General features: G+C 71.5%; 23 protein-coding genes and 1 tRNA gene. 17 read left to right on the top strand and 7 right to left on the bottom strand.

Annotated features, from left to right (window positions below; translation table 11 throughout):
- The first annotated feature begins 19 nt into the window (after positions 1 to 19).
- The 12 genes from ACQPZF_RS24705 (at position 20) to ACQPZF_RS24650 (ending at position 13,749) form a co-directional block, all read left to right on the top strand.
- Positions 20 to 90: transfer RNA gene (locus ACQPZF_RS24705), tRNA-OTHER, on the top strand.
- Positions 91 to 231: 141 nt separating this feature from the next.
- Positions 232 to 1,464 carry a glutamyl-tRNA reductase gene (hemA, locus tag ACQPZF_RS24700; RefSeq protein ID WP_433260657.1) on the top strand — a complete coding sequence of 411 codons (1,233 nt, stop codon included), beginning with the start codon at positions 232 to 234 and terminating at the stop codon, positions 1,462 to 1,464.
- A complete protein-coding gene (hemB, locus tag ACQPZF_RS24695; RefSeq protein WP_433260655.1) occupies positions 1,461 to 2,471 on the top strand; it encodes a porphobilinogen synthase in 1,011 nt (336 codons plus the stop codon). The genes hemA and hemB overlap by 4 nt, the downstream gene beginning before the upstream one ends.
- 6 nt (positions 2,472 to 2,477) lie before the next feature.
- The gene (gene hemL / locus ACQPZF_RS24690) at positions 2,478 to 3,785 is read left to right on the top strand and encodes a glutamate-1-semialdehyde 2,1-aminomutase (protein WP_433260653.1); all 1,308 of its coding nucleotides are present in this window, start codon (positions 2,478 to 2,480) and stop codon (positions 3,783 to 3,785) included.
- Positions 3,785 to 5,287: a mycofactocin dehydrogenase MftG gene (mftG, locus tag ACQPZF_RS24685; protein WP_433260651.1), complete on the top strand. Its 1,503-nt coding sequence runs from the start codon at positions 3,785 to 3,787 to the stop codon at positions 5,285 to 5,287. Before hemL ends, mftG begins: the two co-directional genes overlap by 1 nt.
- Positions 5,288 to 5,290: 3 nt before the next feature.
- Positions 5,291 to 5,725 (top strand): Rieske (2Fe-2S) protein, encoded by a 435-nt coding sequence (locus ACQPZF_RS24680; RefSeq protein ID WP_433260649.1) that lies wholly within the window; start codon positions 5,291 to 5,293, stop codon positions 5,723 to 5,725.
- Entirely contained in the window at positions 5,706 to 6,059 is a 354-nt protein-coding gene (locus ACQPZF_RS24675) for a hypothetical protein (protein WP_433260647.1), read from the top strand. The genes ACQPZF_RS24680 and ACQPZF_RS24675 overlap by 20 nt, the downstream gene beginning before the upstream one ends.
- Positions 6,060 to 6,061: 2 nt before the next feature.
- On the top strand, positions 6,062 to 7,258 hold the full coding sequence (locus tag ACQPZF_RS24670) for an amidohydrolase family protein (RefSeq protein WP_433260645.1): 1,197 nt from the start codon (positions 6,062 to 6,064) through the stop codon (positions 7,256 to 7,258).
- Between the two features lie 17 nt (positions 7,259 to 7,275).
- A complete protein-coding gene (locus ACQPZF_RS24665) occupies positions 7,276 to 8,280 on the top strand; it encodes an aldo/keto reductase (RefSeq protein ID WP_433260643.1) in 1,005 nt (334 codons plus the stop codon).
- Between the two features lie 21 nt (positions 8,281 to 8,301).
- The gene (locus tag ACQPZF_RS24660; RefSeq protein WP_433260641.1) at positions 8,302 to 9,543 is read left to right on the top strand and encodes an Nramp family divalent metal transporter; all 1,242 of its coding nucleotides are present in this window, start codon (positions 8,302 to 8,304) and stop codon (positions 9,541 to 9,543) included.
- A gap of 13 nt (positions 9,544 to 9,556) precedes the next feature.
- Complete coding sequence (locus tag ACQPZF_RS24655; protein ID WP_433260639.1) at positions 9,557 to 10,831, top strand: MFS transporter; 1,275 nt, start codon at positions 9,557 to 9,559, stop codon at positions 10,829 to 10,831.
- Positions 10,832 to 10,938: 107 nt separating this feature from the next.
- Positions 10,939 to 13,749, top strand: a complete 2,811-nt coding sequence (locus ACQPZF_RS24650) for a BTAD domain-containing putative transcriptional regulator (RefSeq protein WP_433260637.1) — start codon at positions 10,939 to 10,941, stop codon at positions 13,747 to 13,749.
- Between the two features lie 30 nt (positions 13,750 to 13,779).
- Here the strand turns inward: ACQPZF_RS24650 and ACQPZF_RS24645 are convergent, their stop codons facing one another.
- Together ACQPZF_RS24645 and ACQPZF_RS24640 are read right to left on the bottom strand one after the other, a co-directional pair.
- Positions 13,780 to 14,436, bottom strand: a complete 657-nt coding sequence (locus ACQPZF_RS24645; RefSeq protein WP_433260635.1) for an HAAS signaling domain-containing protein — start codon at positions 14,434 to 14,436, stop codon at positions 13,780 to 13,782.
- Positions 14,433 to 14,786 (bottom strand): PadR family transcriptional regulator, encoded by a 354-nt coding sequence (locus ACQPZF_RS24640; protein ID WP_433260633.1) that lies wholly within the window; start codon positions 14,784 to 14,786, stop codon positions 14,433 to 14,435. The genes ACQPZF_RS24645 and ACQPZF_RS24640 overlap by 4 nt, the downstream gene beginning before the upstream one ends.
- Before the next feature lie 150 nt (positions 14,787 to 14,936).
- Between ACQPZF_RS24640 and ACQPZF_RS24635 the strand changes: the two genes are divergently transcribed.
- Both ACQPZF_RS24635 and ACQPZF_RS24630 read left to right on the top strand, forming a co-directional pair.
- Positions 14,937 to 15,173 (top strand): hypothetical protein, encoded by a 237-nt coding sequence (locus tag ACQPZF_RS24635; RefSeq protein WP_433260631.1) that lies wholly within the window; start codon positions 14,937 to 14,939, stop codon positions 15,171 to 15,173.
- Between the two features lie 13 nt (positions 15,174 to 15,186).
- Entirely contained in the window at positions 15,187 to 15,474 is a 288-nt protein-coding gene (locus tag ACQPZF_RS24630; protein WP_433260629.1) for a hypothetical protein, read from the top strand.
- A gap of 344 nt (positions 15,475 to 15,818) precedes the next feature.
- Here the strand turns inward: ACQPZF_RS24630 and ACQPZF_RS24625 are convergent, their stop codons facing one another.
- Positions 15,819 to 17,009 carry an acyl-CoA dehydrogenase family protein gene (locus ACQPZF_RS24625; RefSeq protein ID WP_433260627.1) on the bottom strand — a complete coding sequence of 397 codons (1,191 nt, stop codon included), beginning with the start codon at positions 17,007 to 17,009 and terminating at the stop codon, positions 15,819 to 15,821.
- Positions 17,010 to 17,242: 233 nt separating this feature from the next.
- Between ACQPZF_RS24625 and ACQPZF_RS24620 the strand changes: the two genes are divergently transcribed.
- Entirely contained in the window at positions 17,243 to 17,605 is a 363-nt protein-coding gene (locus ACQPZF_RS24620) for a peptidase inhibitor family I36 protein (protein WP_433260625.1), read from the top strand.
- 76 nt (positions 17,606 to 17,681) lie between these two features.
- On the opposite strand, the gene ACQPZF_RS24615 is transcribed toward ACQPZF_RS24620, so the two are convergent.
- Positions 17,682 to 18,590, bottom strand: a complete 909-nt coding sequence (locus ACQPZF_RS24615) for a GDSL-type esterase/lipase family protein (protein WP_433260623.1) — start codon at positions 18,588 to 18,590, stop codon at positions 17,682 to 17,684.
- Between the two features lie 295 nt (positions 18,591 to 18,885).
- Between ACQPZF_RS24615 and ACQPZF_RS24610 the strand changes: the two genes are divergently transcribed.
- Together ACQPZF_RS24610 and ACQPZF_RS24605 are read left to right on the top strand one after the other, a co-directional pair.
- Positions 18,886 to 20,466 (top strand): flavin monoamine oxidase family protein, encoded by a 1,581-nt coding sequence (locus ACQPZF_RS24610; protein ID WP_433260621.1) that lies wholly within the window; start codon positions 18,886 to 18,888, stop codon positions 20,464 to 20,466.
- 108 nt (positions 20,467 to 20,574) lie between these two features.
- Positions 20,575 to 23,916: a S8 family peptidase gene (locus tag ACQPZF_RS24605; RefSeq protein WP_433260619.1), complete on the top strand. Its 3,342-nt coding sequence runs from the start codon at positions 20,575 to 20,577 to the stop codon at positions 23,914 to 23,916.
- Here the strand turns inward: ACQPZF_RS24605 and ACQPZF_RS24600 are convergent.
- The 3 genes from ACQPZF_RS24600 to ACQPZF_RS24590 form a co-directional block, all read right to left on the bottom strand.
- Entirely contained in the window at positions 23,895 to 24,596 is a 702-nt protein-coding gene (locus ACQPZF_RS24600; protein ID WP_433260617.1) for a putative immunity protein, read from the bottom strand. The genes ACQPZF_RS24605 and ACQPZF_RS24600 overlap by 22 nt on opposite strands.
- Before the next feature lie 74 nt (positions 24,597 to 24,670).
- On the bottom strand, positions 24,671 to 25,279 hold the full coding sequence (locus ACQPZF_RS24595; protein WP_433260615.1) for a DUF3159 domain-containing protein: 609 nt from the start codon (positions 25,277 to 25,279) through the stop codon (positions 24,671 to 24,673).
- Entirely contained in the window at positions 25,276 to 26,490 is a 1,215-nt protein-coding gene (locus tag ACQPZF_RS24590) for an FAD-dependent oxidoreductase (RefSeq protein ID WP_433260613.1), read from the bottom strand. Before ACQPZF_RS24590 ends, ACQPZF_RS24595 begins: the two co-directional genes overlap by 4 nt.
- Positions 26,491 to 26,581: the final 91 nt, after the last annotated feature.

The raw sequence follows: 26,581 nt of genomic DNA, 5'->3' as shown, positions 1-26,581 counted from the left end.
TCCACGAACATTGTTTCCAGGCCCCGTGGTCCAGCGGCCGAAGACGCGGCATCTCCTGTCGGAACGTGGGTTCGAATCCCACCGGGGCTACTACGGACAGCTACGACGGACAGCGGAATCCAAATCGGGAAAACTGACGCCGGGAGAGTTCGGATGTCGTACTCGGAAGCGCGCGGGCCAGACCGCGCAACTCCGGTGCCGCCGCGTGGTGACGGGTTCGTGGAAAACCACGTGTGCCAGGTAGGAATCGACTTCGACACCAGTTCACAGGAAGCGATCGGGTTGTTCCGGCCGCGCTCGGACGGCGGGGGCGACGCGCTCGCGCGGCTCGCCGACAGCGGTGTCTCCGAGCTGGCGATGGTGGCCACCTGCCACCGGGTGGAGTTGTACGCCGCCGCGGTCGACCCGCGGCGCGCGGTGCGGGCGCTCACCGAACAGCTCAACGCCATGCGGTCGGAGCGGGAACGGGACGAGCTGAGCCCCGCGGTGCGCCTGGACGCCGCCGCGATGCACCACCTCATCCAGGTCGCGGCCGGTCTGAAGTCCGCCCGTCTCGGTGAGTACGAGATCCTCGGCCAGGTGCGGCGGGCGCACCACGCCGCCCGCGAGGCCGACACCGCCGGACCGATCCTGGACCGCATGTTCCAGCAGGCGATCAGCGCGGCGCGGGAGATCCGCAACGCGCTGGGCATCAGCCACCAGAAGCGTTCCCTCACCGACACCGCCATGGGGTGGCTGCGAGCTGCGGCGCCCCCGCCGCGCGACTGCGCCGCGGTCGTGGTCGGCGCCGGTGAGACCGCGCGGGAGATGGCCGAGAAGCTGGCGGGGATGGGCGTCGGCGAGCTGACCGTGCTCAACCGCACCGTCGACCGGGCCGAGCGGATGGCCGCCCGGGTCGGCGGGCGGGGCGGTCCGCTCACCCGGCTGCCGGCGGCGGCGCGCGACGCGGACATCGTGGTGTGCGCGATGTCCGGCGACGGGCCGGTCCTGCACCTCGACCACCTGGCCGCGGCCGACGACCGGGAGCGCCTGGTGGTGGACCTCGGGGTGCCGCGCAACACCGAGCAGAGCATCGGGAGCCTGCCCAACGTGCGGCTGCTGGACATGCGCGCCATGCTCGACCTCGCCATCGGCGAGGACGGGCAGCACCAGGAGTGGGCCGACCAGGCCGCCGACCGGCTGGACGCCGAGGCCGAGAAGTTCGCCGAGTGGTGCCGGACGCGGTCCATCTCCCCGGTGTTCCAGGAGTTGCGCCACCACTACGAGGACACCATCAAGACCGAGGCCGAGCGCGCATTGGACCACGCCGGGTTGCCGGAGGACGACATCAACCAGTTCGCGTCCCGGCTGAGCGGCAAGCTGCTGCACACGTTCTACGCCGGCCTCAAGGAGATCGCCGTCGAGAACTCGCCGCAGGTCGCCCACGAGATTACCCGCCAACTCGTCCTGCGGGAGACACCATGACCACTCGGCTGACGGGTCCGCCGTCGGTCGTCCCGCCACGTGACCGGGGTCGCCGGCTGCGGCGCACCGAGGCACTGCGGCGGATGTCCGCGGAGGTCCGGCTGAGCCCGGCGGACCTGGTGGCGCCGCTGTTCGTCAAGGACGGTGTGACCGAGTCGCAGGCGGTCCCCTCGCTGCCGGGGCAGTGCCAGTTCTCGCTGGACGGACTGCTGCGGCACGGCGAACGCCTGGTCGCGGCGGGAATTCCGGCGGTCATGCTGTTCGGCGTCCCGGCGCGCAAGGACTCGGTGGGCTCGGCGGCCTGGGCGTCGGACGGCATCGTGCCGAGGGCGTTGCGCGCCCTGCGCGAGCACTTCGGCGACCGGCTGGCGCTGATCACCGACCTGTGCCTGTGCGACTACACCGATCACGGGCACTGCGGGCCGCTTGCCGGGGACACCGTCGACAACGACGAAACCCTTGCCCTGTACCAGCGTGTCGCGGTCGCGCAGGCGGCGGCCGGCGCGGATTTGGTCGCGCCGTCCGGCATGATGGACGGCCAGGTGGCGGCGATCCGCGCGGGGCTGGACGAAGCGGGTTTCACGGATCGGGCGATCATGGCTTACTCCGCCAAGTACGCCTCGGCCTTCTACGGCCCGTTCCGCGACGCCGCGGAGAGCAGCCCCCGGGTCGGGGACCGGCGTGGCTACCAGATGGACCCGGCGAACGGCCGGGAGGCGGACCTTGAGGTGCGCAGGGACGTCGACGAGGGCGCCGACATCGTGATGGTGAAGCCGGCACTGGCCTACCTGGACGTCATCCACCGCATCCGGCGGGAGACGGCCCTGCCGGTCGCCGCGTACAACGTCAGCGGCGAGTACGCGATGGTCCACGCCGCGGCGGAGCGCGGGTGGCTGGACGGGCCCGCCGCCGCGGTCGAGGTGCTGTCCGCGATCAAGCGGGCCGGCGCCGACATGGTGTTGACCTACCACGCGCTCGACGTGGCCGAGCAGTTGAGGAAGAGGTGACCGGTGGTGATCGACGGGGTTGTGGAGGCCGTGGCCGGGGATCGCCGCGCGCGGTTGCTGGAGCGTGCCGAGGCTGTCCTGCCCGGCGGGGTCAACAGTCCGGTCCGGTCGTTCCGGGCCGTCGGCGGGCGGCCGTTGGTGATCGCCGGCGGTTCCGGCGCGCGGGTCACCGATGTGAATGGCAAGTCCTATGTGGACTACGTGCTCAGCTACGGCCCGCTCGTCCTCGGGCACGCGCACCCCGAGGTGGTCGACGCGATCAGCGCGACCGCCCGGAACGGCACCGGCTTCGGCGCGACCACCGAACTGGAGATCGAGCTGGCCGAGCTGGTGCGGGAGCTGGTGCCGTCCGTGGAGATGCTGCGGATGACCAACTCCGGCACCGAGGCGACGATGAGCGCGATCCGGCTCGCCCGCGGCTTCACCGGGCGGGACGTGGTCGTGAAGTTCGAGGGCAACTACCACGGGCACGGCGACGTGCTGCTGGTGTCCGCCGGCTCCGGTGCCGCGACGCAAGGGCAGCCGGACAGCGCCGGCGTGCCGCGGGGTGCGGTCGCGGACACCGTCGTGTTGCCCTACAACGATCTCGACGCGGTGCGGGAGTACTTCTCCGGTCACGGCGGGAACGTGGCCGCGGTGATCGTGGAGCCGGTCGCCGGCAACATGGGGTGCGTGCCGCCCGCGGCGGGCTTCCTGCCCGGCCTGCGCGAGCTGACCACGCGGCACGGCGCGTTGCTCGTCTTCGACGAGGTGATGACCGGGTTCCGGGTGGCTCCCGGTGGCGCGCAACAACTCTACGCCGTGACGCCGGATCTGAGCTGCTTCGGCAAGGTGATCGGCGGCGGGCTGCCGGTCGGCGCGTTCGGCGGGCGGCGCGACGTGATGGAGCTGCTGGCGCCGCTCGGCCCGGTCTACCAGGCGGGCACGCTGTCCGGGAACCCGGTCGCGATGGCCGCCGGGCTCGCCACGGTGCGCACCGCGCTGCGCACCGGCTGCCACCGGCGACTGGAGGAGCTGGGCCGGCGCTGGGAGACCGGCATGCGGCAGGCCACCGCCGACGCGCCGGTCTCGGTGCACCGGGTCGGCTCGATGCTGGGCCTGTTCTTCACCGAGTCGCCGCCCACCGACTTCGCCTCGGCCTCCGGCACGGACACCGACGCCTTCCGCCGGTTCTTCCGGCACCTGCTGGCCCGGGGCATCCACCTGGCGCCCAGCCCGTTCGAGGCCGGCTTCCTGTCCGGCGCGCACACACCCGCCGACGTGGACCGCACCTGCGAGATCGCGGCCGACTGGCTGACCAGGGAGTACCGCTGATGCACGACTTCGTCATCGTCGGCGCCGGCTCGGCGGGCGGCGTGCTGGCCGGTCGGTTGTCCGAGGATCCCGGCCGGTCCGTGCTGCTGCTGGAGGCCGGTCCCGACTACGGCACCGATCCGGCCGACCTGCCACCGGAGATCGCCCGGGGCCGCACGTCGGCCAAGAGCGACGACTACTGGGGCTACCAGAGCGTCGACGGCGTCACGTTGAAGGCCGGCAAGGTGGTCGGCGGGTCGTCGGCGGTGAACTCCGCGATGATGACCCGGGGCCGGCCGGACGAGTACGACGCCTGGGCCGCCGCCGGCAATCCCGGGTGGGCGTTCGCCGACGTGCTGCCCTACTTCCGCAAGGTCGAGCACGACCTGGACTTCCAGGACCGCTGGCACGGCTCGACCGGCCCCATGCCGGTGCGCCGCTACGCCGCCGACGAGCTGAACCCGACGCAGCGGGCGTTCCTGGACGCCGCGCGGGCCGCCGGCCACCCGAGGATCGCCGACCACAACGCGCCCGGCGCGCACGGCGCCGGGCCGGTTCCGCTGAACCGGGTGGACGGGGTGCGGGAGTCCACCGCGTTGACCTACCTCGCCGCCGCCCGCGAACGGCCGAACCTCCGAGTGCGCAGCGATTGCACCGCGGACCGGGTGGTGTTCGACGGGCGCCGCGCGGTCGGGGTGCGGCTGGTCGACGGGGAGTTCGTGCCCGCCGGGCACGTGGTGCTGTGCGGCGGGGTCTACGGCTCACCGGCGCTGCTGCTGCGATCCGGCGTCGGGCCGGCCGAGGACCTGCGGGCGCTGGGCATCACCCCGGTGGCCGACCGGCCGGGTGTCGGCGCCAACCTCCAGGACCACGTGCTGGTGCGCCTGCGGTTCGCCGCGCCCGGCACGACCGCCCGGCCCGGCCGGCCGGTGTTGCAGACCCTGCTCACCTGCCCCAGCGGGGCGGAGCAGCTTGCGCCCGACCTGCACATCTTCCCCATCGGTCCGGACGACACCGAGGACGGGCCGGTCGTGACGATCGCGGTGTCCATGATGTGCCCCCGCTCCAAGGGGTGGCTGCGGCTGCGCTCGGCCGACCCCGCCGTGCCGCCGCTGATCGACTCCGCCCACCTCGCGGAACCCGAGGACCTGCGGCGGCTGCTGGGCGGCATCCGGATCGCCCGGCGGATCGCCGCCACACCGCCGCTGTCGGGGATCACCGACCGGGAACTGTGGCCCGCGGTGACGGGTGACACCGAACTGGCGGACGCGATCCGCGCGCGGCTGAGTTCCTACCAGCACGCGGTCGGCACCTGCCGCATGGGCCCGGACCGGGACGCCGTGGTGGACGCGACCGGCGCGGTGCACGGCGTGACCGGCCTGCACGTGGTGGACGCCTCGATCATCCCCGCGATCCTGGCCGCCAACACCCACCTGTCCGTGTTGATGGTCGCCGAGCGGTGCGCCGAGTCGCTGGCCGCCGCCCGGCCGGCCACGACGTCCGTCCTGACCGGGAAGGGATGACCGATGAACGTCCACAGTGGTCTGGACTGGCTGGTCGGCCGGCGTGCGCAGCAGCAGGCCCCGGAGGTCGGGGAGACCGAGTGGCACGCCGGGCGGGTAGCCGACTTCGCCGACGGCGTGCGGAAGATCCTGCGGGCCGGCGACCTGGAGATCGGGGTGTTCCGGGTCGGGGACCGGTGGTACGCCTACCGCAACCTGTGCCTGCACCAGGGCGGGCCGGTGTGCGAGGGCGAGCTGATGCCCAAGGTCGAGGCGGTCCTCGCCGACGACCGCACGCTGGTCGGTGAGCGGTTCTCCGACACCGAGCAGCACCTGGTGTGCCCCTGGCACGGCTGGGAGTACGAGCTGGAAACCGGCCGGTGCGTCACGGTGCCCAGCCGGAAACTGACCGCATTCGCCGTCGTAGTGCGAGGTGACGATGTCTACGTTCGAACCTGACCCACTGTCCGCGGTGGACGTCCAACCGCTGTCCACAGTGGATCTCGAAGCCGGGCTGACCGAGCTGGAGGAACTGGTGGGCCTGCTCGCGCAGGCCCCGGACGACGCGGAGCGGGTGCCGGACAAAGCGGCGCAGCGGCTGCTGACCGCCGCGGTCCGCTTGTACGTGGCGAAGGTGCGCGCCGGCTCGCCGGCGGCGGCCTTCCCGGACGAGGACGCGATCACCGCGACCGAGGTGGTGGTGGCGGTGTCCCGGATGCTGGAAGCGGTCGAGGTCGAGGTGTTCGAACTCGCGGTCTGGCAGAACTGGGGAGTCACCGGGAAGGGAGCGTGACCATGGCGGTCGACGCCGGACAGCCGGTGGCGGCGCGCGCCGCCGGGCTGGAACCGTTCGACACCCGCAAGCTGCTGGTGAACGCGGCCCGGCAGGCGGAGGAGCGCCGCTACGCGGACTTCCTGATCGTGGATTCCGACGCGCACCACTACGAGAGCACGTCCTGGGCGGAGATCTTCGGCTACGTCGAGGACCCGGTGACCCGGCAGCGGCTGGAGGCGGCGAGCGCCCGCGCGGGCGGGCGGCCCGGCCTGCTGCCGACCCAGGTCGGCGACCAGGACGTGGCCGGCCGGATCAAGGTGTCCGAGGGGCGCCGGGTGGAGACGGCCGACCGCGGTGATGTCCACCCGGACGTCACGCTGACCAGGCGGTACATGAGCAGCATGGGCATCGACTACGCGGTGATCATGCCCACGCCGATGCTCAACCTCAGCCCGCACCCGCAGCCGGAGATCGAGGTCGCGATGGCCAGGGCGTACGCCCGGTGGATCAGCGACCGGATCCTCTCGGTCGACGACTCCATCAAGGCCATGCTGTACCTGCCGTTCAACGACCCCGAGGCGAGCCTGCGCCTGGTGCGGGAGTTCGGCGACGTGCCCGGTGTGGCCGGGTTCATGGTCACAAGCTGTCGATACCGGCCGGTGCACCACAACGCCTACATGCCGGTCTACGCCGCGTTGCAGGACCTGGGCAGGCCGCTCGGGTTCCACGCGGTCTACAACTGGCAGGAACGCGCCTTGGAGCAGCTCAACCGGTTCATGTCGGTGCACGCGCTGGCTTTCCCGTTCTACAACATGATCCACCTGACCAACTGGATCGTGAACGGGATACCGGAGCGGTTCCCCGAGCTGAAGGTGATCTGGATCGAGAGCGGGATCGCGTGGATACCGTTCATGATGGACCGGCTGGACCACGAGTACCTGATGCGCTCGTCCGAGGCGCCCATGCTGACGAAGATGCCGAGCGACTACATCCGCGACATGTACTTCACCACCCAGCCGATGGAGCGCGTGGCGAGCATGGAAGCGCTGGCCACCACGTTCGAGAAGATCAACGCGGAGAACCGGTTGCTCTACTCGTCCGACTACCCGCACTGGGACTTCGACCTGCCCAGTGTCATCTACGACCTGCCGTTCCTCAGCGAGCACGCCAAGCGGCGGATCCTCGGCGAGAACGCGCGCGAGGTCTTCGGCCTGTAGCGGGAGGAGGTGTCGACATGTCCGTGCCCCGACGGAAGCTCGGTGCGCTCGACGTCCCGGCCGTGGGGCTGGGCTGCATGGGGATGTCCAGCCGGTACCTGCCGCTGGCCGGCGAGGACCGGGTCCGGGACGACGCGCGGTCGGTGGAGGTCGTGCACCGGGCGGTCGAACTGGGGGTCGACCTGCTGGACACGTCGGACGCGTACGGCCCGCACACGAACGAGGAACTGGTCGGCCGGGCCATCGCCGGCCGGCGGGAGAAGGTGGTGCTGGCCACCAAGTTCGGCGCGGAACGCAGGCCGGACGGTTCGCTGGCCGGCATCAACGGCCGGCCGGAGTACGTCCGGAGCGCCTGCGACGCGTCCCTGCGCCGGCTCGGTGTCGACCACATCGACCTCTACTACCAGCACCGCGTGGACCCCGATGTGCCGGTCGCCGAGACCTGGGGCGCCATGGCCGAACTGGTGGCGGCGGGCAAAGCCCGGTTCCTCGGGATCTCCGAGGCCGCGCCGGCGACCGTGCGTGCCGCGCACGCCGTGCACCCGGTCACCGCGGTCCAGACCGAGTACTCGTTGTGGAGCAGGGATTCGGCGGCGGAACTGCTGCCCACCTGCCGGGAACTCGGCATCGGGTTCGTGGCGTACAGCCCGCTCGGGCGCGGCATGCTGACCGGCCGGGTGCGCCGCGCGGACGACTTCGCGGAAGGCGACTACCGCCGGACCAACCCGCGGTTCAGCGACGAGAACCTGCCGGCCAACGTCGCGCTGGTCGACCGCCTCGGCGCCATCGCGGACCGGCTCTCGATCACCCCGGGCCGGCTCGCGCTGGCCTGGCTGCTGCACCAGGGCCGCGACATCGTGCCGATTCCCGGCACCACGCGGATCGGATCCCTGGTCGAGAACGCGCGTGCCGCGGAGGTCCGGCTCTCCGCGTCGGACCTCGCGGACATCGACGCGGCAGTGGCCGGCGGCGCGGCCGGCGACCGCTACGGCGAGGAAGAGATGCGCTACGTCAACGGCTGAGCGCCGGGAGAGGACCCGTCGGTGGACACCACCCCGTCAGCGTTGTCGATCGCGCCTCGGCCGTCGCCGGGCCATCGGCGGTTCCTGAGGCTGATCGGCCCGGCGTGGGTGGCCGCGATCGCCTATGTGGACCCGGGCAACTTCGCCACGAACATCCAGGCCGGCGCCGGGTACGGCTACCTGCTGCTGTGGGTGGCGCTGCTGGCCTGCCTGGCGGCCATGCCCATCCAGTACCTGTCCGGCAAGCTCGGCATCGTCACCGGCCGCGACCTCGCCCTGATGTGCCGCCGTCGCTTCCCCCGGCCCGTGGTCCGCCTGCTGTGGGTGCAGGCGGAGATCGTGGCGATGGCGACCGACGTCGCCGAGTTCACCGGCGCCGCACTGGCGCTGAACCTGCTCTTCGGGGTGCCGATGCTGCCCGCCACGCTGGTCACCGGTGTGGCGACGTTGTTCCTGTTGTCCCTGCGGCGCCGCGGGCGGCGCAGCCTCCAGCTCGTCACCCCGTTGCTGTTGGCCGTCGTGTGCGCCGGTCTGCTCTACCTGGTCGTCCGCACCGGCGCGTCCGGCGAGGGCATGCTGGCCGGACTGCGGCCCGCGTTCGCCGACGACACGAGCGTGTTGCTCGCGATCGGCATGATCGGGGCGACCATCATGCCGCACGCCCTCTACCTCCAGTCGGACCTGGCCGGCGGCCGGCGGTACGGGGACGGCGACCGGGAGCCGGCGCTGCGGGCGGCGCGGGTGGACGTGGCACTGGCGCTCGGCCTGGCCGGTGTGGTGAACCTCGCGATCATCGTGTTCGCCGCGAGGCTGTTCGCCGGCGGCGGCGGTCAGCCCACGATCGAGGACACGCACGGCGCGCTGCTCGGCGTGCTCGGCGCCGGCGCGGCGGTGACCTTCGCCGTCGCCCTGCTCGCTTCCGGGCTTTCCTCGGCCAGCGTCGGCACCTACGTCGGGCAGGTCGTGATGCGCGGTTTTCTCGGCCGCACCGTGCCGGTCTGGCTGCGCCGCGCCATCACCATGGCGCCCGCGCTGGTGTTGCCCGCCGTCGGCGTCGACTCGACCAGCACCCTGGTGATCAGCCAAGTGGTCCTGTCCTTCGGCATCCCGTTCGCGCTCGTCCCGCTGCTCGTGCTGACCGGCAGCCGGTCGGTGATGGGGGAGCACGTCAACCGGAAGGCCACGACGGTGGTGTGCGCCGGCATCGCCGCCGCGGTCATCGGGCTGAACACCGTCCTGCTCCACCAACAGCTACTGGGATGAGAGGTGACCACCGGTGAGCGTCCGCCAGGAAGCACGGTCCACACCGGACACCGCCGCGGCGCGCAAGGCCGCAGCCGCCGGCACGGTCGGCACGGCGCTGGAGTTCTACGACTTCCTCATCTACGGCACCGCGTCGGCGGTGGTGTTCAACAAGCTCTTCTTCCCCACCGCGGAACCCGTGGTCGGGGTGCTGCTGGCGTTCGCGACGTTCGGCGCCGGCTTCCTGACCCGTCCCATCGGCGGCGTGGTGCTCGGCCACTTCGGCGATCGGACCGGGCGCAAGAACATGCTGGTGCTCACCGTGACCATGACCGGGCTGTGCACGGCGGCCATCGGGGTGCTGCCGACCTACGCGTCGATCGGGGTGCTGGCCCCGCTGTTGCTCGTGACGTTGCGGCTGGTGCAGGGGTTCTTCCTCGGTGGGGAGCAGGGTGGTGCGGTGGTGCTGGTCGTCGAGCACGCGCCACCGGGGCGGCGTGGCTGGTACGGGGCGTGGGCGTTCCTCGGCGCGCCGGGCGGGCACCTGCTGTCCACCGGGGTGTTCGCCGCGGTGGTCGCGCTCTCCGGTGACGAGCTGCTGACCTGGGGCTGGCGGGTGCCGTTCCTGCTGAGTCTCGTCCTGCTGGTGGTCGGGCTCTACATCCGCCTGCGGGTGGCGGAGAGCCCCGAGTTCACCGAGGTGCGCGACCAGGGCCGGCGCGCCCGCCGGCCGGTGGCGGAGACGCTGCGCGAGCACTGGCGACAGGTGTTGCGGCTGGTCGGGATCAACATGGGGCTCAACGCGTTCATGAGCATGTTGACCGTGTTCGTGCTGTCCTACGGCATCCAGCACGTCGGCGTGTCCCGAAACGTCATGCTGGTGGCCACCATGGTCGGCACGGCGATGGAGATCGCGGCCGTCCTGTTCTTCGCCAAGCTGTCCGATCGGATCGGCCGCGCACCCGTGCTGCGCGGGGGTGCGGTCTTCCTCGTGGCGTACGCGTTCCCGATGTTCTGGCTGCTGGACACCGGCAGTCCCGCGCTGATCGTCGTCGCCCTGGTCGGCGGGTTCGTCGGCGCGTCCGCGGTGTTCGGCCCGCTCGCGGCGTTCTGCGTGGAACGCTTCACCACCACCGTTCGCTACACCGGTGTGTCACTGGGCTACCAGACCGGTGCGGTGCTGGGCGGCGGGCTGTCGCCGTTCGTCGCCACCGCCCTGCTCGACCTGGCCGGTGGGCAGGCGTGGTCGGTCTCGCTGTACCTGGCCGCCGGCGCCCTGCTGACGTTCGCCTGCGTGCCGAGGTCCTGACACCCGTCACCCGTGGTCGCACGGCTTGACTTCGTCGTTCGCGCGGCGGTACTGCTTGCGGTTGGTCGGTGGCCGTCCGTGGGAGTCGAGCGCCTGGGGTTGTCGTGGTGGTTGAGGTCCGTTTGCTGGGTGCTGTCGATGTCGTGGTGGACGGTCGGGTGGTGGATGTGGGGTCGCCGCGGCAGCGGCATGTGCTGGCGGCGTTGGTGGCGGAGCCGGGTCGGCCGGTGCTGCCCGAGGTGGTGGTGGAGCGGGTGTGGGGGGAGCGACCTGGGGGACGGGTGCCGCCGTCGTTGCACACCTACATCTCGCAGTTGCGTCGCGTGTTGGCTCCGGTCGGGGTGACGATCACTCGTGCCGGCGGTGGTTACCTGTGTCCGGTAGACCCGTCGGTGGTGGACACGCACCGGTTCGCCGATCTGGTGGCGCAGGCCCGTGTCGCCGATGACGATGTCGAGGCGGTGGGGTTGCGGGAGCGGGCGTTGGATCTGTGGCGTGGTGAGCCGTTGTCCGGTTTGGACACGCCGTGGGCGAACCAGTGGCGCACGAGGTTGTGGGGTGAGCGCACCGCGGCCGAGTTGGACCACATCGACGGGCTGCTGCGGGTCGGCCGGCACGGTGAGGTGTTGCCGGTGTTGGCCGCGCAGGTCGAGGACCGGCCGTTGGACGAGCGGTTGGCCGGCCAGTATCTGACGGCGTTGTACCGGTCGGGTCGTCAGGCGGATGCGCTGGCCCGCTACCAGGTCGTGCGGGAGAGGTTGGCGGAGGACCTGGGTGCTGATCCCGGCCCTGAGTTGCAGGCTTTGTACCACCGGATCCTCACCGCCGACAGCACGCTGACCGAGCCGGCGGCCGGTCCGTCTCCGGCACCGCACCGACCGGCTCCGGTGCCGCGGCAGTTGCCTTCGGCACCGCCGCACTTCGTGGGCCGTTCCGGGGAGTTGGCCGGGTTGAACACGGCGTTCGCCGAGGTGGCCGAGGGCGGGGGCTCGGTGGTGATCTCGGCCCTGGCCGGGGCCGGCGGGATCGGCAAGACCTGGCTGGCGTTGCACTGGGCGCACGGTGTGGTGGACCGGTTCCCGGACGGGCAGTTGTTCGTGGACCTGCGTGGGTTCAGCCCCGACAGCTTGCCCCTCGACCCGGCGGTGGCGGTGCGGGGGTTCCTCGACGCGCTGGACGTCGACCCGGCCCGCATTCCCACCGACCCGCAGGCGCAGACCGCGTTGTACCGGAGTCTGGTCGCCGACAAGCGCATGCTGATCGTGTTGGACAACGCCGCCACCACCGACCAGGTCATCCCGTTGTTACCGGGTAGCCCGACCTGCACGGTCGTGGTCACCAGCCGCCGCCGGCTGACCAGCCTGGTGAGCCGCCACGGCGCCCACCACCTGCATCTGGAACCCCTCGTCGGGCACGAGGCGCGGGCCCTGCTCACCGAGCGCGCCGGCGCCGACCGCGTCGCCGCCGAACCCGACGCCGTGGCCGACCTGCTGGCCTATTGCCGGGGTTTCCCGTTGGCGTTGAGCCTGATCGGGGGACGTGCGCACACTGAGCCGCACCTGCCGCTGGCGCGGATCGTCGCGGAACTGCGCGAGTCGGGCCTGGAGGCGTTGGACGACGACGAGCCCACCGGCAGCCTGCCGACGGTGCTGTCCTGGTCCTGTCGGGCGCTGACCCCGGAACAGCGACAAGCGTTCAGCCTGATCGGCGTCGCCCCCGGACCCGACCTCGGCCTGCCCGCCGCCGTGAGCCTCATCGGGCACCCGCCGGCCCACACCCGGCGTCTGCTGCGCGCCCTTGTCGAGGCGTCCCTGCTGGATCGTGACCCCCACGACCGGTACTCGATGCACGACCTCGTGCGCGCCTACGCCGCCACCACCGCCGACGACCTGGCGGGGGACGTGCGGGAGGAGGCACTGCGCCGAGTCGTCGGCTTCTACACCCACACCGCCCACGCCGCCGAACGCCTCCTGGAACCGCACCGCCACCCCATCCACCTGGACCCGCCCGCACCCGGCACCCTGGCCCATCCGCTGCCGGACATGTCGGCGGCGCTGGCGTGGTTCGACGCCGAACACCTCCACCTGCTGGCCGCCCAGCAGACCGCCACCACCCACGCCTGGCACGACACCGTCTGGCACCTCGCCTGGACCCTGGGCACCTTCCACACCCGGCAGGGACACCGCCACGACCGCCTCGCCATGTGGCAGGCCGCGCTGGACGCGTGCGCGCACCTGTCCGACCCCGCCACGCACACCCTCGTCCACCGGTGCCTCGGGCGCTCCTACCTCGACCTGGGGCGGCACACCGAGGCCATCGAGCACCTGCACCGGGCGCTCGCCCTGGCCGAGCACGACCGCGCCGCCCAGGCACACGCCCACCTGACGCTGGCGCACGCCTGGGAACGGCGCGGGGACGACCGGCAGGCCTTGGAGCACTCCATCCACGCCCTGCGCCTCGTCCGCGGTCTGGACCGGCCGGTGTGGGAAGCCGACGCGCTCAACCAGGTGGGCTGGTTCGCCGCCCGGCTGGGTGACTACGACACCGCCCGAGCCCACTGCCAGGCCGCCCTCGCCCTGCACCGCCGCCACCCCGACCCCGGCGGTGAGGCGACCGCCCTGGACAGCCTGGCCTACATCGCCCACCACACGGACGACCACCACCAGGCCATCGCGTACTACCGCCAAGCCCTGATCCTGGCCCGCGGCCTGCGCAACACCAACCGAACCGCCAACACCCTCGACCACCTCGGCCACCCCCACGCCGCCCTGGGCCACCACGACCACGCCCGCGAGGTGTGGCGGGAGGCGCTGGAGCTGTACCGGGGCCAAGGCCGCCACGACGACGCCGTGCGGGTCCAACGCCAACTCGACGCCCTGGACGACCTCGCGGCGGCGGCCCGTGGGTCCATCGCATGATCGGCGTGGTCGACCAGTAGTTCCCGGTGGTCACCGGAGGTGATGGGGAAGGCGTCGACCACGGGCTTCCCGCCGCGTCGTCGAACTCGTCCCAAGGTGGTTGAAGAAGAGCCACACAACGATCAACAGTGCGACCTGCGCTGCCGTGTACGGCAGCGCAAGGAGTCCGATGCCGAGGAAATCACCCAGCAGGCCACGCGGATCGGACACCAAATCGGCGGGCGAGTACCACCGTTCGTCCCGGACGAACCCGACGACCTGGGCCAGCGCGATCACGCACGGCAATCCCACCAACAGCGCCCGCACCGGCGCCGACCAGCTCCGCGACGTCCCCACCAACGCGGTTCCGACCAGGTAGCCCACCGGAGGCAGCAGCCCGCCCCCGAGCAGCAGCAGCACCAGGCCGGCGACGTCGCGCCTGCGCAACGGCTCACGCTCCGCCTGCCGGGCCGTCGAGACCCGCGGGTCGTCCAGTTCGGCGTCCACGATCTCCTCCGGCGTGCCCAACCTGTCGAGCATGTCCCGGATCTGCGACTCGGACGCTGGTAAGAGCAGCGAGACCTCAAGATGCGACCGGATCTCCTCCACCAACTCCTCGCGCCGGGTCTCCGGCAACGCCGCCGCCTGCCGCCGCAACCTGTCCAGGTACGAGGTCACCAGCGGGTGTGCCACAACCGACCTGTTCACGCCTGACCGTCCTCTCCGCCGATGATCCTGTCCACGGATTCGCTCAACGATGCCCAGTCCTGCGCGAAACGCCCCACCGCGGCGGCGCCCTCGTCGCTGAGCCGGTAGTACCTGCGCGGCGGCCCGGCCGCGCTCTCCTGCCAGGTCGTCTCCACCAAGCCCTGCCGGCGCAGCCGGGACAACAGCGGGTAGACCGTGCCCTCGCCGGCGATCAACCCGTGCCGGGCCAACACCTGCACCAACTCCACCGCGTACCGCTCGCGCTTCCCGAGCAGCGCGAGCACGCAGTACTCGACCACCCCACGACGCATCTGCGCCAACGGGCTCCGCTCACGGTCCCCGGGCTGCACGCACCACAGGCTACCTTGCGTCGCAAGGAACCGGAAGCGACTCCGCGGACCCCGAGCCCGGCGCAGCGAGCCGGGAACGCCGATCCCGGAACGGTCCCGGTCTGCCCGCCGACCTGGCGGTTCGGCCGGCCACCTCGCGGGCCTTCGGCCTTGCGGTGGACGGCCTGGTCCCGGGGCTGGGCGGTGGTGGCCCTGATCCGCGCTACGTCCAACTCCACGCGGGTCGGCTGGGTCTCGTACTACGAGGTCTGGCACCACTACTCGACGAGCGGCAACTGGAGCCTCGGGTACGACCGCCGGACCGACGTGGCGGGCTACGTACCGCTCGGCATCCTCGCGCAGGACCTGGGCAACGGGTCCACCGCCACACTGTGCCCTTACCACTGACGGGACAACTGAGATGACCTTGAAGACGAGTGTGGCGACCACGGCCGCCGCCGTGCTGGCAACCGCCGGTCTGCTGACGACAACGGCACTACCGGCCGAGGCGGTTACCCGCCGGAAGGTCTGTGCGCAAAGCGTCTGGGTACGTGACAACCCGGCCGGCCATGCGATCGCCATCCTCTACAACGGTGAGAGCTTCGACTACGACCACAGCGCCTACCACAACGGCTACCAGTGGGCGTATGGATTCGCTTATGGGGGCGAGAACGTCTGGGGCTGGCTGCCGTACGAGTACCTCTGCTAGCCCGTGTGCCAAAGGTGAGGTGACCAGCGGCGTGTCGGTGCCCGCCCGCCGAAGTGGAGTGAACGGCAGTTGATCGACGGCATCCGGTGGCGGGCGCGGGTCGGTGGCGGGACGTCCCGCTGGACTATGGGCCCCGGCAGACCGTGTACGGGTTGTTCCGACAGTGCCGGCGCGCCGGGGTCTGACCGGCGACCGCGACCGCGTTGCAGGCCCGCGCGGACGTCGAGGGGCTGATCGTGTGGGACGTGAGCGTGGATTCCACGGTCGCGCGGGCGCACCAGCACGCGGCCGGTGCCCGTAAAGGGCTCTGTGCAGGTCCGGCTACGACACCTTTGAAACCCGGGCTAGAGGAAGGGCGTCGTGGGGGAGAGGCCGGCGAGTGTGCGGCCCAGGAGTTCGAGGTTGGTGGTGGGGGAGATGAGCGCGTGCAGGTTGAGCGCGTGGATGTCGCGGCTGATGCGTTGCATGGGCGCGGTCGTCCGGAGGGAGGAACCGCCGCTCGCCGAGCTGACGATGTCGACGGCTTCCTTCGCTGTCCGGGCCACGTACCCCATGGTCGCCCTGGCCCGCACCCTGTCCCGCACGGCATAGGGCGTGCTGCCGCTTTCATCGGCCTCGGACAGCCGGGCGGTGTGGTTGGTGAGGTGTTCGGCGCACGCGGTCTTCATCGTGGCCTCGGCGAGTTGGAAGTGGGTGATCGGGGCTTCGTGCTGGGCGCGGTGGTCGGTGTAGGTGATGCCGCGGCGGTGGATGCGTTCGGTGAACTCGGCCAGTGCCGCGTTGGCCATGCCGAGGAAGGTCGCACAGGTGAGGGCGCAGAGGTAGGGCACGAGGGCTGCTCGGTAGTACGGGTCGTGCGCGTTGGCCTCGGACCGGAACCTCCCCTCGGCCAGGGTCGGGACCACCGGGAGCACGCGGTGGGCGGGGACGAACAGGTCGTGGGCGACGGCCGTGTTGCTGCCGGTCCCGACCAGGCCGGTGACGTTCCAGTCGTCCAGGATCTCCAGGTCCGACATGGGCACGAGCACCCACAGCAGCTCCGGCGGACGGCCGTCGACCGGCGCGGTGGTGGTGATGAGGGTGTCCCAGTGGGCGTGCAGGCACCCGGTGTTGAACGGACTGCGGCCGTTGATCACGTAGCCGTCGTCGGCCGGCGTCGCGGTGACGGTCGTGTTGAACACGCCCGCGACGCGGACGTCGGGCGTGGCGAACACCTCGTCCTGGGCCTCGTCGGGGAACAGCGCGACGATCCGGGCGCCCGCGATGTAGATGGCCTCCACCCACGCGGTGGAACCGCAGGCCTCGGCGATCATGGTCATCAGTTCGGCCTGTGCGGTCGCGCCGGTCTGGTAGCCGCCGTAGCGACGTGGGACGCACATCCGGTGCAGCCCGGACGAGGACAGCGCCTCGACGACCTCATCGGGAATTCGCCGCTCGCGTTCGGCGCGGACCGCATTGTCGCGAATTAACCCGACAATAGCCGCCACGCGCTCCCGGAGGTCCTGATCCGACCGTGTGGATTCCTTGGTTGTCATCGTATTCCCCGCGAAACGGTCGATGGAGATCGGGCAGGTGAAGGAGCATCGCAAACATCGCTGCCCGCAGCGTAATGCCTGCCCAAACAAGTCCGGCTGCACCGATCGAACGAATTCCGAATGACGTCCTCCTTTGGTCCACAACCAAAGTAGTGACAGCGAGTAGTCGGGCACCCCTAGTGTCGTCACCGACCGGCCGCACGAGCCGGTCGGAACAGCAAGGGGGAGCAATCATGCGCATCCGACGTGCGGTCGCCTCGGCCGCTCTGGCACTCGGCGCGACGACCGCCCTGACCGCGCCGGCCACGGCCGCGCCGGCCAACTGGGAGTGCGAGAAGTGGTCGTTCTGCATCTACCACGGCGAGAACGGGGAATCGCCGCGGCTGGGCATGCTGAAGGGCGCCTTCGACCTGGGCGGCATCTCCGGCGGCAAGCTCAACGACCACGTCTACTCGGCGCGCAACATCAGCGGCAAGGCGTGGTGCCTGTACGAGCACGCCGGGTATGAGACGCCGATCGACACGATCCCGGACAAGTTCCAGGGTCGGATCGCCAACCACGTCCGCGACAAGGTCAGCTCCGTGCAGCCCTGTTAGCGGACCCCGCGGGTGCCCGTCCACGCGACCGTGGGCGGGCACCCGCCGGTTACGGGCTTCGGGCACGTCGCCGGGGTCAGCGGCCCGTGGCGGTCAGGACGGCGGAGGCGATCGCCCGGTGGCCGTCGGGCGTTGGGTGCACGTCGGTGTGACGGCAGAAGTACGTCAAGGCGCACACCTTCGCCACCGGTGTCGGGATCGGGCCGTATGTCGGGTCCTGGGTCGTCTCCGTCAACGGCCCGTAGCCCCCGGTGGTGGCGGTGACGTCCACGAAGTCCGCCCCGACCTTCTCGTACTCGGCCTTGAGCGCGGTGTTGAAGAAGTCCCGGAACAGCGTCACCGACAGGCGCGCGAGGTCCCGGCCGTCCGGGAACGCCGGGGACACCCACGCGCCGAGGAACACGTCCGGGTAAGTCAGCCCCACGATCGGGGCCTCGCCGGCGGCTGCGCGCAGGACGGGCAGGGTCGCGGCCAGGTTGGCCCGGACATCCGCCACGGCCCGGGACGCGCACGTCAGCGCATCCGACTCCCGCGCGCACGGCGCCAGGTCGTTGCCGCCGATCACGACCGTCACCAGGCCCACTCGCCCCTGGTGCTCGCGCAGCGCCTGCACGGCCGCGTCGAGCTGGGTGCGGCCCGCCGGGTCGGGTGCGTCAGGGGCGCGGTTGCCGGGGGCGCAGCCGGGTTCGCCGCGAAGCTGCGCCGAGGTCGCACCGCTGCACGCGAGGTTGATCAACCGCAGGTCGGACTGCCCGGCGACGAGGTAGGCGAAGCCCTCACGCGAGGCGCCCGCCGGTGCGCCGGCGTCCGCCGGTCGGTACCCGGTCGCGTACGAATCGCCCAACGACACGTACACCCGTTCGACGGGGTTCGTGGACGCCGTCGTCGACATCGGCGTCGCGGGGGTCTCGGCCGGCCCCGCGGTGCACGCTCCGAGCAGCAGCAACAGCGGCCCGACCAGCGCGAATCGCCGAGTTCCCGGCACGTCGACCCCTCCCGTCCGGGACGAGGGCCGCCCCGGCTCCCCAGCGTACCGAGCGGCGGGCCTGCCGCGTCCACAAAGGACTCCGGTTGCTTCCGGGCACGAAAGGTGCCCGTCCGGGCAGTTCTGGTGGCTGAAGGTGCCACGGGATCAGCCGGTCGTGGCCCACGGCTTCGGGCCGTGGTCCGATCCTCGTGATTCGCAGGTCTGCCGTGAACGAGTCGCTGTGACGCTCAGCCGGCCCGAAGCCCGCCATCGCCACGCCTCGCCACCACGGTATCCGAGGTTGGGAGTGCAGATGGCTGCTTTGACACGTCGGCGTTTCCTGGAGGCCGTCGGCATGGCCGGCGGCGCGGGCGCGGTGTTCCAGACGATGGGTGCGCTGGGGCTGGTGCCCGAGGCCGACGCCACGCCGTTCGTCCCGCCGCGGGAGGGGGATCTGGATCCTCGGAGGAGAGGCCGTCGGGTGGTGGTGCTGGGTGCGGGCATCGCGGGGCTGACCACCGCCTACGAGTTAGGCAAGGCCGGGTACGACTGCGTGGTGTTAGAGGCGGGCGAGCGTTCGGGCGGCCGGGTGTGGACGGTGCGGGGCGGGGACCGCGCGCGGGATCTGGACGGACGGGTGCAGACCGCCGGGTTCTCGCAGGGGCAGTACTTCAACGCCGGCGCCGCCCGGCTCGCGCAGTCCATGGTCGCCCTGGACTACTGCCGCGAGTTGGGCATCCCCATCGAGCCTTTCGCGGGCCAGAACGCCAACGCGCACCTCTACGAAGAGAAGGTGGACGGCCGCCCCACCACGATGCGGGCGGTCAAGGCCGACGCCTTCGGGTACATCTCGGAACTGCTGGCCAAAGCCACCGACCGGGGCGCGCTGGACGGCGAGTTGTCGGCCGTGGACAAGGAGCGGCTGCTGTCGTTCCTCGGCACCTTCGGCACCATCGGAGGCCGCGACGAAGGATTCGCCTACCGGGGTGGCAGCCGCCGGGGCTATTCGGTGCTGCCGGGCGCGGGCACGGAGCAGGGGACGGTGCTGGGGCCGCCGGAGGCGTTGTCCCGGGTGTTCGCCCGCAACCTCAACCGCTTCTTCGCGTTCGAACTCAACTTCGAGTACGCGATGATGATGTACCAGGTGGTCGGCGGCACCGACCGGATCCCGCTGGCGTTGGCGGCGGCCGTGGGCCGGCAACGGCTCCGGTACCGCTGCGAGGTCCGGTCGATCACGAATCGCGACGACGGGGTGGAGGTCGCCTACCGCGACCCGCACGGTGCGCTGCGGGTGGAGCGGGGCGACTTCTGCGTCGCGGCGCTGCCGCCGCACATCCTGGCACGGCTCCAGCACAACCTCGGTCCGGAGGTCGCCGCCGCGTTGGCCACGCCGAAGCCGAACCCGGTGGGCAAGCTCGGGGTGGAGTACGGCCGCCGCTGGTGGGAGCAGGACTTCCGGCTCTACGGCGGGATCAGCCGGACCGACCTGGACCTCTACCAGATCTGGTTCCCGTCCTCCGGCATGCACACCGAGCGCGGTGTGGTGCTGGGGTACTACAACATCGACGCCGAAGCCGCGGTCTACGACCGGATGACGCCGGACGAGCGACTCCGCCGGGCGTTGGAGCAGGGCGCGAAGATCTACGGCGATGTGTACCGGCGCGACGTGCGGTCGTCGTTCTCGGCGGCGTGGGCGCGGACCCCGTTCATCGAGGGCGGCTGGGTGACGTGGCCGTCGCAGGACTCGCCCGAGTACCGGCTGCTGACCCGCCCGGCCGGCCGCGTCCACTTCGCCGGCGACTGGCTCAGCCACTGGATCTCCTGGCAGGACGGCGCGTTCCTGTCCGCCCGCGCCGCCGTCACCGGGATCCACCGGCGAGTCGCGGCAAGCTGAGGCCGCCGTGCCCCACAGACCCATCCGGGCGGTTGCCCCGGGCATCACTTCCTGCGCAGCGCAGGGAAGTCAAGGGATCGTCCACTTCGTCAGGTAGGGGGTAGCTGAATGGGCACAAGATCGAAGTTCTTCCCAGGCAGGACACGGAAATGGGGAATTGCCGTCACGGCCGCGTTCACCGCGAGCCTGCTGGTCGCACCACAGACCACCGCGACACCGCAGGACGCGGAAGAGCCGTCGCAGGGGGAGCGGCACACGATCACGCTGGTCACCGGTGACCGGGTCGAGCTGCACACGTCGTCGGACGGGCGGCACAAGACGATCTTCTCGCCGGCTCCGGGCCGCGAGCACGTCGGGTACAGCACCCGCACGGTCGACGGCCGGTTCTACCTGCTGCCGTCGGACGTGGCGCACCTGGTCGCCGCCGACCGGGTGGACGTGGAGCTGTTCAACCTGACGGCGCTGGTGGCCGACGGGTACGACGACGCGCACAGCACGCGACTGCCGGTGATCGTGCAGTACGACCCGGAGTCGGCGCAGGCCGCTTCGGTGGCGCCCCCTCAGGGCGCGGCGGAGCGGTTCGTGCTGGAGAGCATCAACGCGCGGTCGATGTGGCAGCAGAAGGACCAGGCCGGTGCGTTCTGGCCGGCGGTGTCCGCGGCGGGCGCGGTGCGGAAGGTGTGGCTGAACCGCAAGTTCGAGGCCGTCCTGGACCGGAGCGTTCCGCAGGTCGGCGCGCCGCAGGCGTGGGCGGGCGGCTTCGACGGGACGGGCGTGACGGTAGCCGTGGTGGACTCCGGCATCGACACCACGCACCCGGACCTGGACGGCGGGAAGGTGGTGGCGGAGGCCAACTTCTCCACCGACCCGGACGCCTCGGACGGCAACGGGCACGGCACGCACGTGGCCTCGACCGTGGCGGGCGCCGGGGAGGCGACGCCGGTGGTGCGCAAGGGCGTCGCGCCGGGCGCCAAGCTGGTCAACGCCAAGGTGCTCAACAGCCAGGGCGTGGCCACGACCGACGCGGTGATCGAAGGGCTGGAGTGGTCCGTCGCCCAGGGCTCGGACGTGATCAACATGAGCATCGGCTCGGAGCTGCCGGCGACCGGCCCGGACCCGCTCTCGATGGCGGTGGACTCGGTCAGCCGGAGCAGCGGCGCCCTGGTGGTGGTCGCCGCCGGGAACGAGGGCGAACTCGGCGAGAGCACCATCACCAGTCCGGGCTGGGCCGACGAGGCGCTCACGGTGGGCGCGGTGAACCGCGCCGACGCGCTGGCGCCGTTCTCCAGCACCGGTCCGCGTGGCGGGGACTTCGCCATCAAGCCGGACCTGGTCGCCCCTGGTGTGGAGATCGCGGCGGCGCGGGCGGAGGGCAGCAACCGCGGCCCGATCGTGGACGGGCGCTACCAGCGGATCTCCGGCACGTCGATGGCCACCCCGCACGTGGCCGGCGCGGCGGCGATCCTCGCGCAGCAGCACCCCGGCTACACCAACACCCAGCTCAAGGACGCCCTGATCACGACGGCGCGGACCGGCGCCGGGACGGACGTGTACCAGCAGGGCGGCGGTCGGCTGGACGTGGCGCGGGCGTCCGCCCAGCGGGTGCACGCCGGGCCGGGCACGCTGAACCTGGGCTACCTGCGGTGGCCGTACCCCACCGCGCCGGTGACCAGGACCGTGACCTACACCAACGCCACGGCGGCGGAGGTGACGTTGCGGCTGTCGCTGGAGGTGTCCCACCAGGACGGGAGCGCGGCGCCGGCGGGGATGTTCACCGTCGACCGACCGCAGGTGGCGGTCCCGGCGGGCGGCACGGCCGCGGTGCAGTTGACGGTCGACCCGGCGGCCGGGAAGCCCGGTCGCTTCGGCGGCTACCTCCTCGGCGTCGACGGCGACACCGTCGTGCACACGTCCGTCGGCGCCGCCTTCGAAGCCGAGATGTACGACATCGCCGTCACGGGCATCCCCCGCAGCGGTTTCCTGCACCCGTCCAGCCGGGTCCTCCTGTGGAGCCCGGAGAACGACCGGGTCGAGCGTTACGTGACGCCCGGCGATTCGACAGCGACGTTCCGCGTCCCGCCCGGCACCTACACCGCGGTGGGCTTCCTCAGCTCGGAGAACCCCGCGACCGAACTGGTCGCCGAGACGGCGCTCGTCAGCGACCCGGAGTTCGAGGTGACGGGGAACGCCGCCATCACCCTCGACGGTCGGACGGCGAACCGGATCGTGGTCGACACGGAACTCCCCACCACGACGAACGCGGTCTCACTGGGCTTCTACCGGGCCCTGGACGGCCGGACCTTCTACGACAGCCAGCTCGTGCCCTATGCCGTCCCGGCCTACGCGGCGCCCACGGAGACGGTCACCAAGGGCGACTTCGAGTTCTACAGCAAGTGGGACCTCCTGGCACCGCCGGGCGACCAGGGCGGCCCGCCTCCCTACGAGTACGACCTGCTGCTGCCGGAGAAGCAACGCGTGCCACCGGTGTTGTCGTACCGCGTCGACCGGACCAACACCGCGATCCTGGACACCTGGTACAAGGCCGACGGCTCGGACTCGGCGGGCATGGACGTGCGGTGGGCGGATCGCCCGAACTACTCGCACTCCAAGGAGGTCTATCGCACCGTGCCCAGACCCTCGAAGAGGACGTACTTCGTCTCCACCGGCGAGACCCAATGGCAGCACGTGGTCTCGATGACCCGGGTGACGCAGGATTTGGGGCTCTTCAACGGCCCGGTCACGTCCTACCAGTCCGGGACGGCGCTACGGGAGGAGTGGCTGGGCAGGCCGTCCCGGCCGGGCCCGTTGTGGTCGCGGCCTCCCGGCACGCGCACGGGGGACACCATCCGGATCCTGATGGCCCCGCACGTGGACACCGCGGGGAACTGGCACGACCGGGTGCCCGGCCAGGACCTGCACCACGTCACGGTGCACGTCAATGGTGAACAGGTGTTGAGCGAGGACCGCGTACCGAACGTGTCCGTGCCCGCTCTTCCGGACCGCGCCACCTACCGCGTGACCCACACCAACGATCGGTCGCTGCCCTGGTGGGTGTACTCGACGCGGACCGCCACCACCTGGACCTTCGACTCCAGCCGCCCGCAGAACGGCGGCACCGACCGCATTCCTCTGCTGGAGGTCGCGTACCGACCACTGCTGGACGAGTACAACCGCGCGCCGGGAGGCGGGTCCTACGGCTTCCCGGTCCACGTGGGCCACGTGCCCGGTGTGGACGGTCCGCCGATCGCGACGGTCCAAGGCCGGGCGTCCTCCGACGACGGTCAGACGTGGAGCCCGATGGTGCTGCTCGACCTGGGTGACGGCAATTACGTGGCCCAGCTCCAGCATCCCCCGTCCGGGGCGATCTCCCTCCACATCACCGCCACCGACACCGCGGGCAACGCGATCGACCAGACCATCATCCGAGCCTATGGCTTGACCGAGTCGTAAGGAGCGACCCGGACGGGATCGCGGTGGGCACCACGCTCACCGCGATCCCGTCGCCCGTCCACGGGTCGACGGTGCGGGGAGGGCTCAGCGGCCCGTTGCAGCGGGTACTTCGCCTTGCCCGATGACGCCGGTCCACGGCGAAGGCCGGTGTCGAGCTGGTGCTTGAGCAGGCCCAGCCGGCTGCGGCTGGGCCTGCCGGCCGGAAACCGGCGCACCACCTCGCGGAGGGCCGGTGAGGCGTGCTCGATAGCCCATCGGATCTCCTCGTCGCCGACGTCGGGGTCGCCGCCGGCCGCCAGTTCGCGGGCCTGTGCCTGATACAGCGCCGGCCCGTGGATGTGGTTCGCCTGGTGAGGAGTCGCCAAGGCGTGGATGTACGGGGTTCCCGCCGCGGCGGACGCGGCGCGAGCGGCGGCGGTGGCGACCGGATCGCCGACCTCGCGTCCGGCGGCGAGAGCCGCCCAGGCGAGAGTGCGCAGGCGCGCTGTCCTCTTGCCGCCGACAGCAAAGGCCCGGGTGCCCTCGATCGCTTCGCGCGGACGGGTGTCGCCGGGGGCCTTCGCCTCGAACAGGGGCAACGCCCGCTCGGCGCAATCGACGGCCCAGGATGCGACAAGGCGGCGGTCTTCGTCGCTCAACGGCACCTCGGCGGGTGCGAGGTCGTCACTGTCCGGACTCATGAGCTTCAATCGTATCGTTGAACTATCGGGTTGATACTTTCGCCGCTCCGACCAGGCAGCCGTGCGCTGAAGTCTCAAACCGCTTCGGCGCGCAGGAGCCGCCGGCACACGAAGAGGCAGAGGATTAGCGTGGGCGTGCTCAGCAGCGTGCTGGCGATGCCGAGGGCGACCACCTGCCCGGTCAGGTACAACGGCGTCAGCACCGCCACCGCGAGGACGAGCTTCGTGAAGAACACCCCCGTGCACGCCTGATAGCGCCGGAGCCGTGCGCGGTCGCGCCGCCAGCCGAACCGATCGCCGCGCTTCCCGCCCACCACCAGCCCGATCACCGGCCACCGCACCAGCATGGACACCAGGAGCACCGTCCCGACGCCCATCGGGAGCAGCAGGCTCGTGAGGTAGAAGTCGACCGCCTGCCCGGTGCTCCCGGCCAGCAGCGCGGACGCACCCACCATGACCAGCCCGACCACCGGTTGCCAGTACTTGCGGTCGGTGCACACCCGGACCACCGCGAACACGAACACACCGGCGACCGCCACCGACGCCGAGGTCGACACCTGACCGGTCAGGAGGTAGACGACGACGAACAGCGCCCGCGACACGACGGCTTCGGCGACCGTCCGCCAACCGCCCACGGCGGCGAACAGGGACAGCGACTTCTGCGTCAGCGCGTCGAAGTTCATGCGCCCGACTCCGCGAGCGACCCGCGCACCCGGTCGGCCGGCAACGGTTCGCGTGCTCCACCGGGAGCCGGTTCGAGCCGGGTGGCGCCGGTGGCGGGGAAGCTGTCCCGACGCATCGCGTCCTCGTAGGCGCCGATCGCGGTGATCAGGTCCTGTTTTCCTCGGGCGGCGTGGACCAGGGCCTCGCGGAGGCGGTGCGCGTCCCGCATCGCCAGGTTGCCGCCGAACCCCGGGGCCAGGTGGATGGCGTCGCCGAGGACCGTCACCGGGCCGGCGGGCCAGGCCGGCATCGCCGGGATCGTGCCGCCCCGCAGCGCGACCGTGACCTCCGGCCACGCCTCGTCGACGACCAGCCGCAACGTCGGGTGCAGGTCCGCGGTCAGCTCCCGGGCCCGGCGCCACACCGCGGTCGGCGACCCGGCCGGTCCGAGCCGGTCCTGGGTGACGGGCAGCGCCCACATCACGTAGTCCTCGGCATCGGCGACGACAGGGGAGCGGAGGTCGGGCAGCCACCGGTCGCGCGCGGCCACCGGCGGCTGGGTGAACCGCAGCACGCCCAGCACCATCATCGTGCCGCGCACCTGGACGGTGGTGGCGCTGTGGCCGATCAGGTCGGGCAGCCCGGTGCCGGCGACGGCCCGTAGCGGTGTCGCGCCCATCAGCGTGCGCTTGCCCGTGTCGACCACCCGCACGTGCGGCAAATGTTGCCGGCGGACCGCCGACCCGATCCCGTCCGCGCCGACCAGCACGTCGGCGGTGTCCGTGCTGCCATCGGCGAACCACGCCCGCACGGCGCCGTCGGCCCGCTCCTCGAACCGCGTGAACTCCGCCCCGAACCGCACCGCGTCCTCCAGCCCGGTCAGCAGCACCGCCCGCAGCAGCGACCGGTCCACCTGCCGGCCGGGCCGCGCCGGCCCCGTCGTGCCGTCGTACGGCTGGGCGCGCACGACCGTGAGCCGTCCGTCCACTTCGGACAGTGCAAGGGTCCGCTCCCGCGGTCCGCCCGTGGTGGCGTCCACCATCGCCAGGTGCGCCGGCGGCAGGCACGCGCGCAGCGCCTCCGTTCCCCGGTCGTCGAGATGCAGGCTCACCCCCTGTCGACGTCCTCGCGCCCCGTCCCGCTCGTGCACCACGACGTCGATCCCCGCCCGACGTAACCCGTGGGCCAGCGTCAACCCGCCGAGCCCCGCGCCGACCACGACCACCCGCATCGCCACACCCTTTCTTCATCACTTGATGAAGTTCACGCTAGCGCGCTTGGCGACGAAACTCCACCAACAGGTGAAGAAAGGTTCGATAGAC

Source organism: Actinosynnema sp. CS-041913 (assembly GCF_050942485.1).
In the GTDB taxonomy this organism is placed as follows: Bacteria; Actinomycetota; Actinomycetes; order Mycobacteriales; family Pseudonocardiaceae; genus Actinosynnema.
The sequence above is the reverse complement of the archived record's forward strand: the minus strand, read 5'-3'. Positions and strand labels throughout refer to the sequence as shown.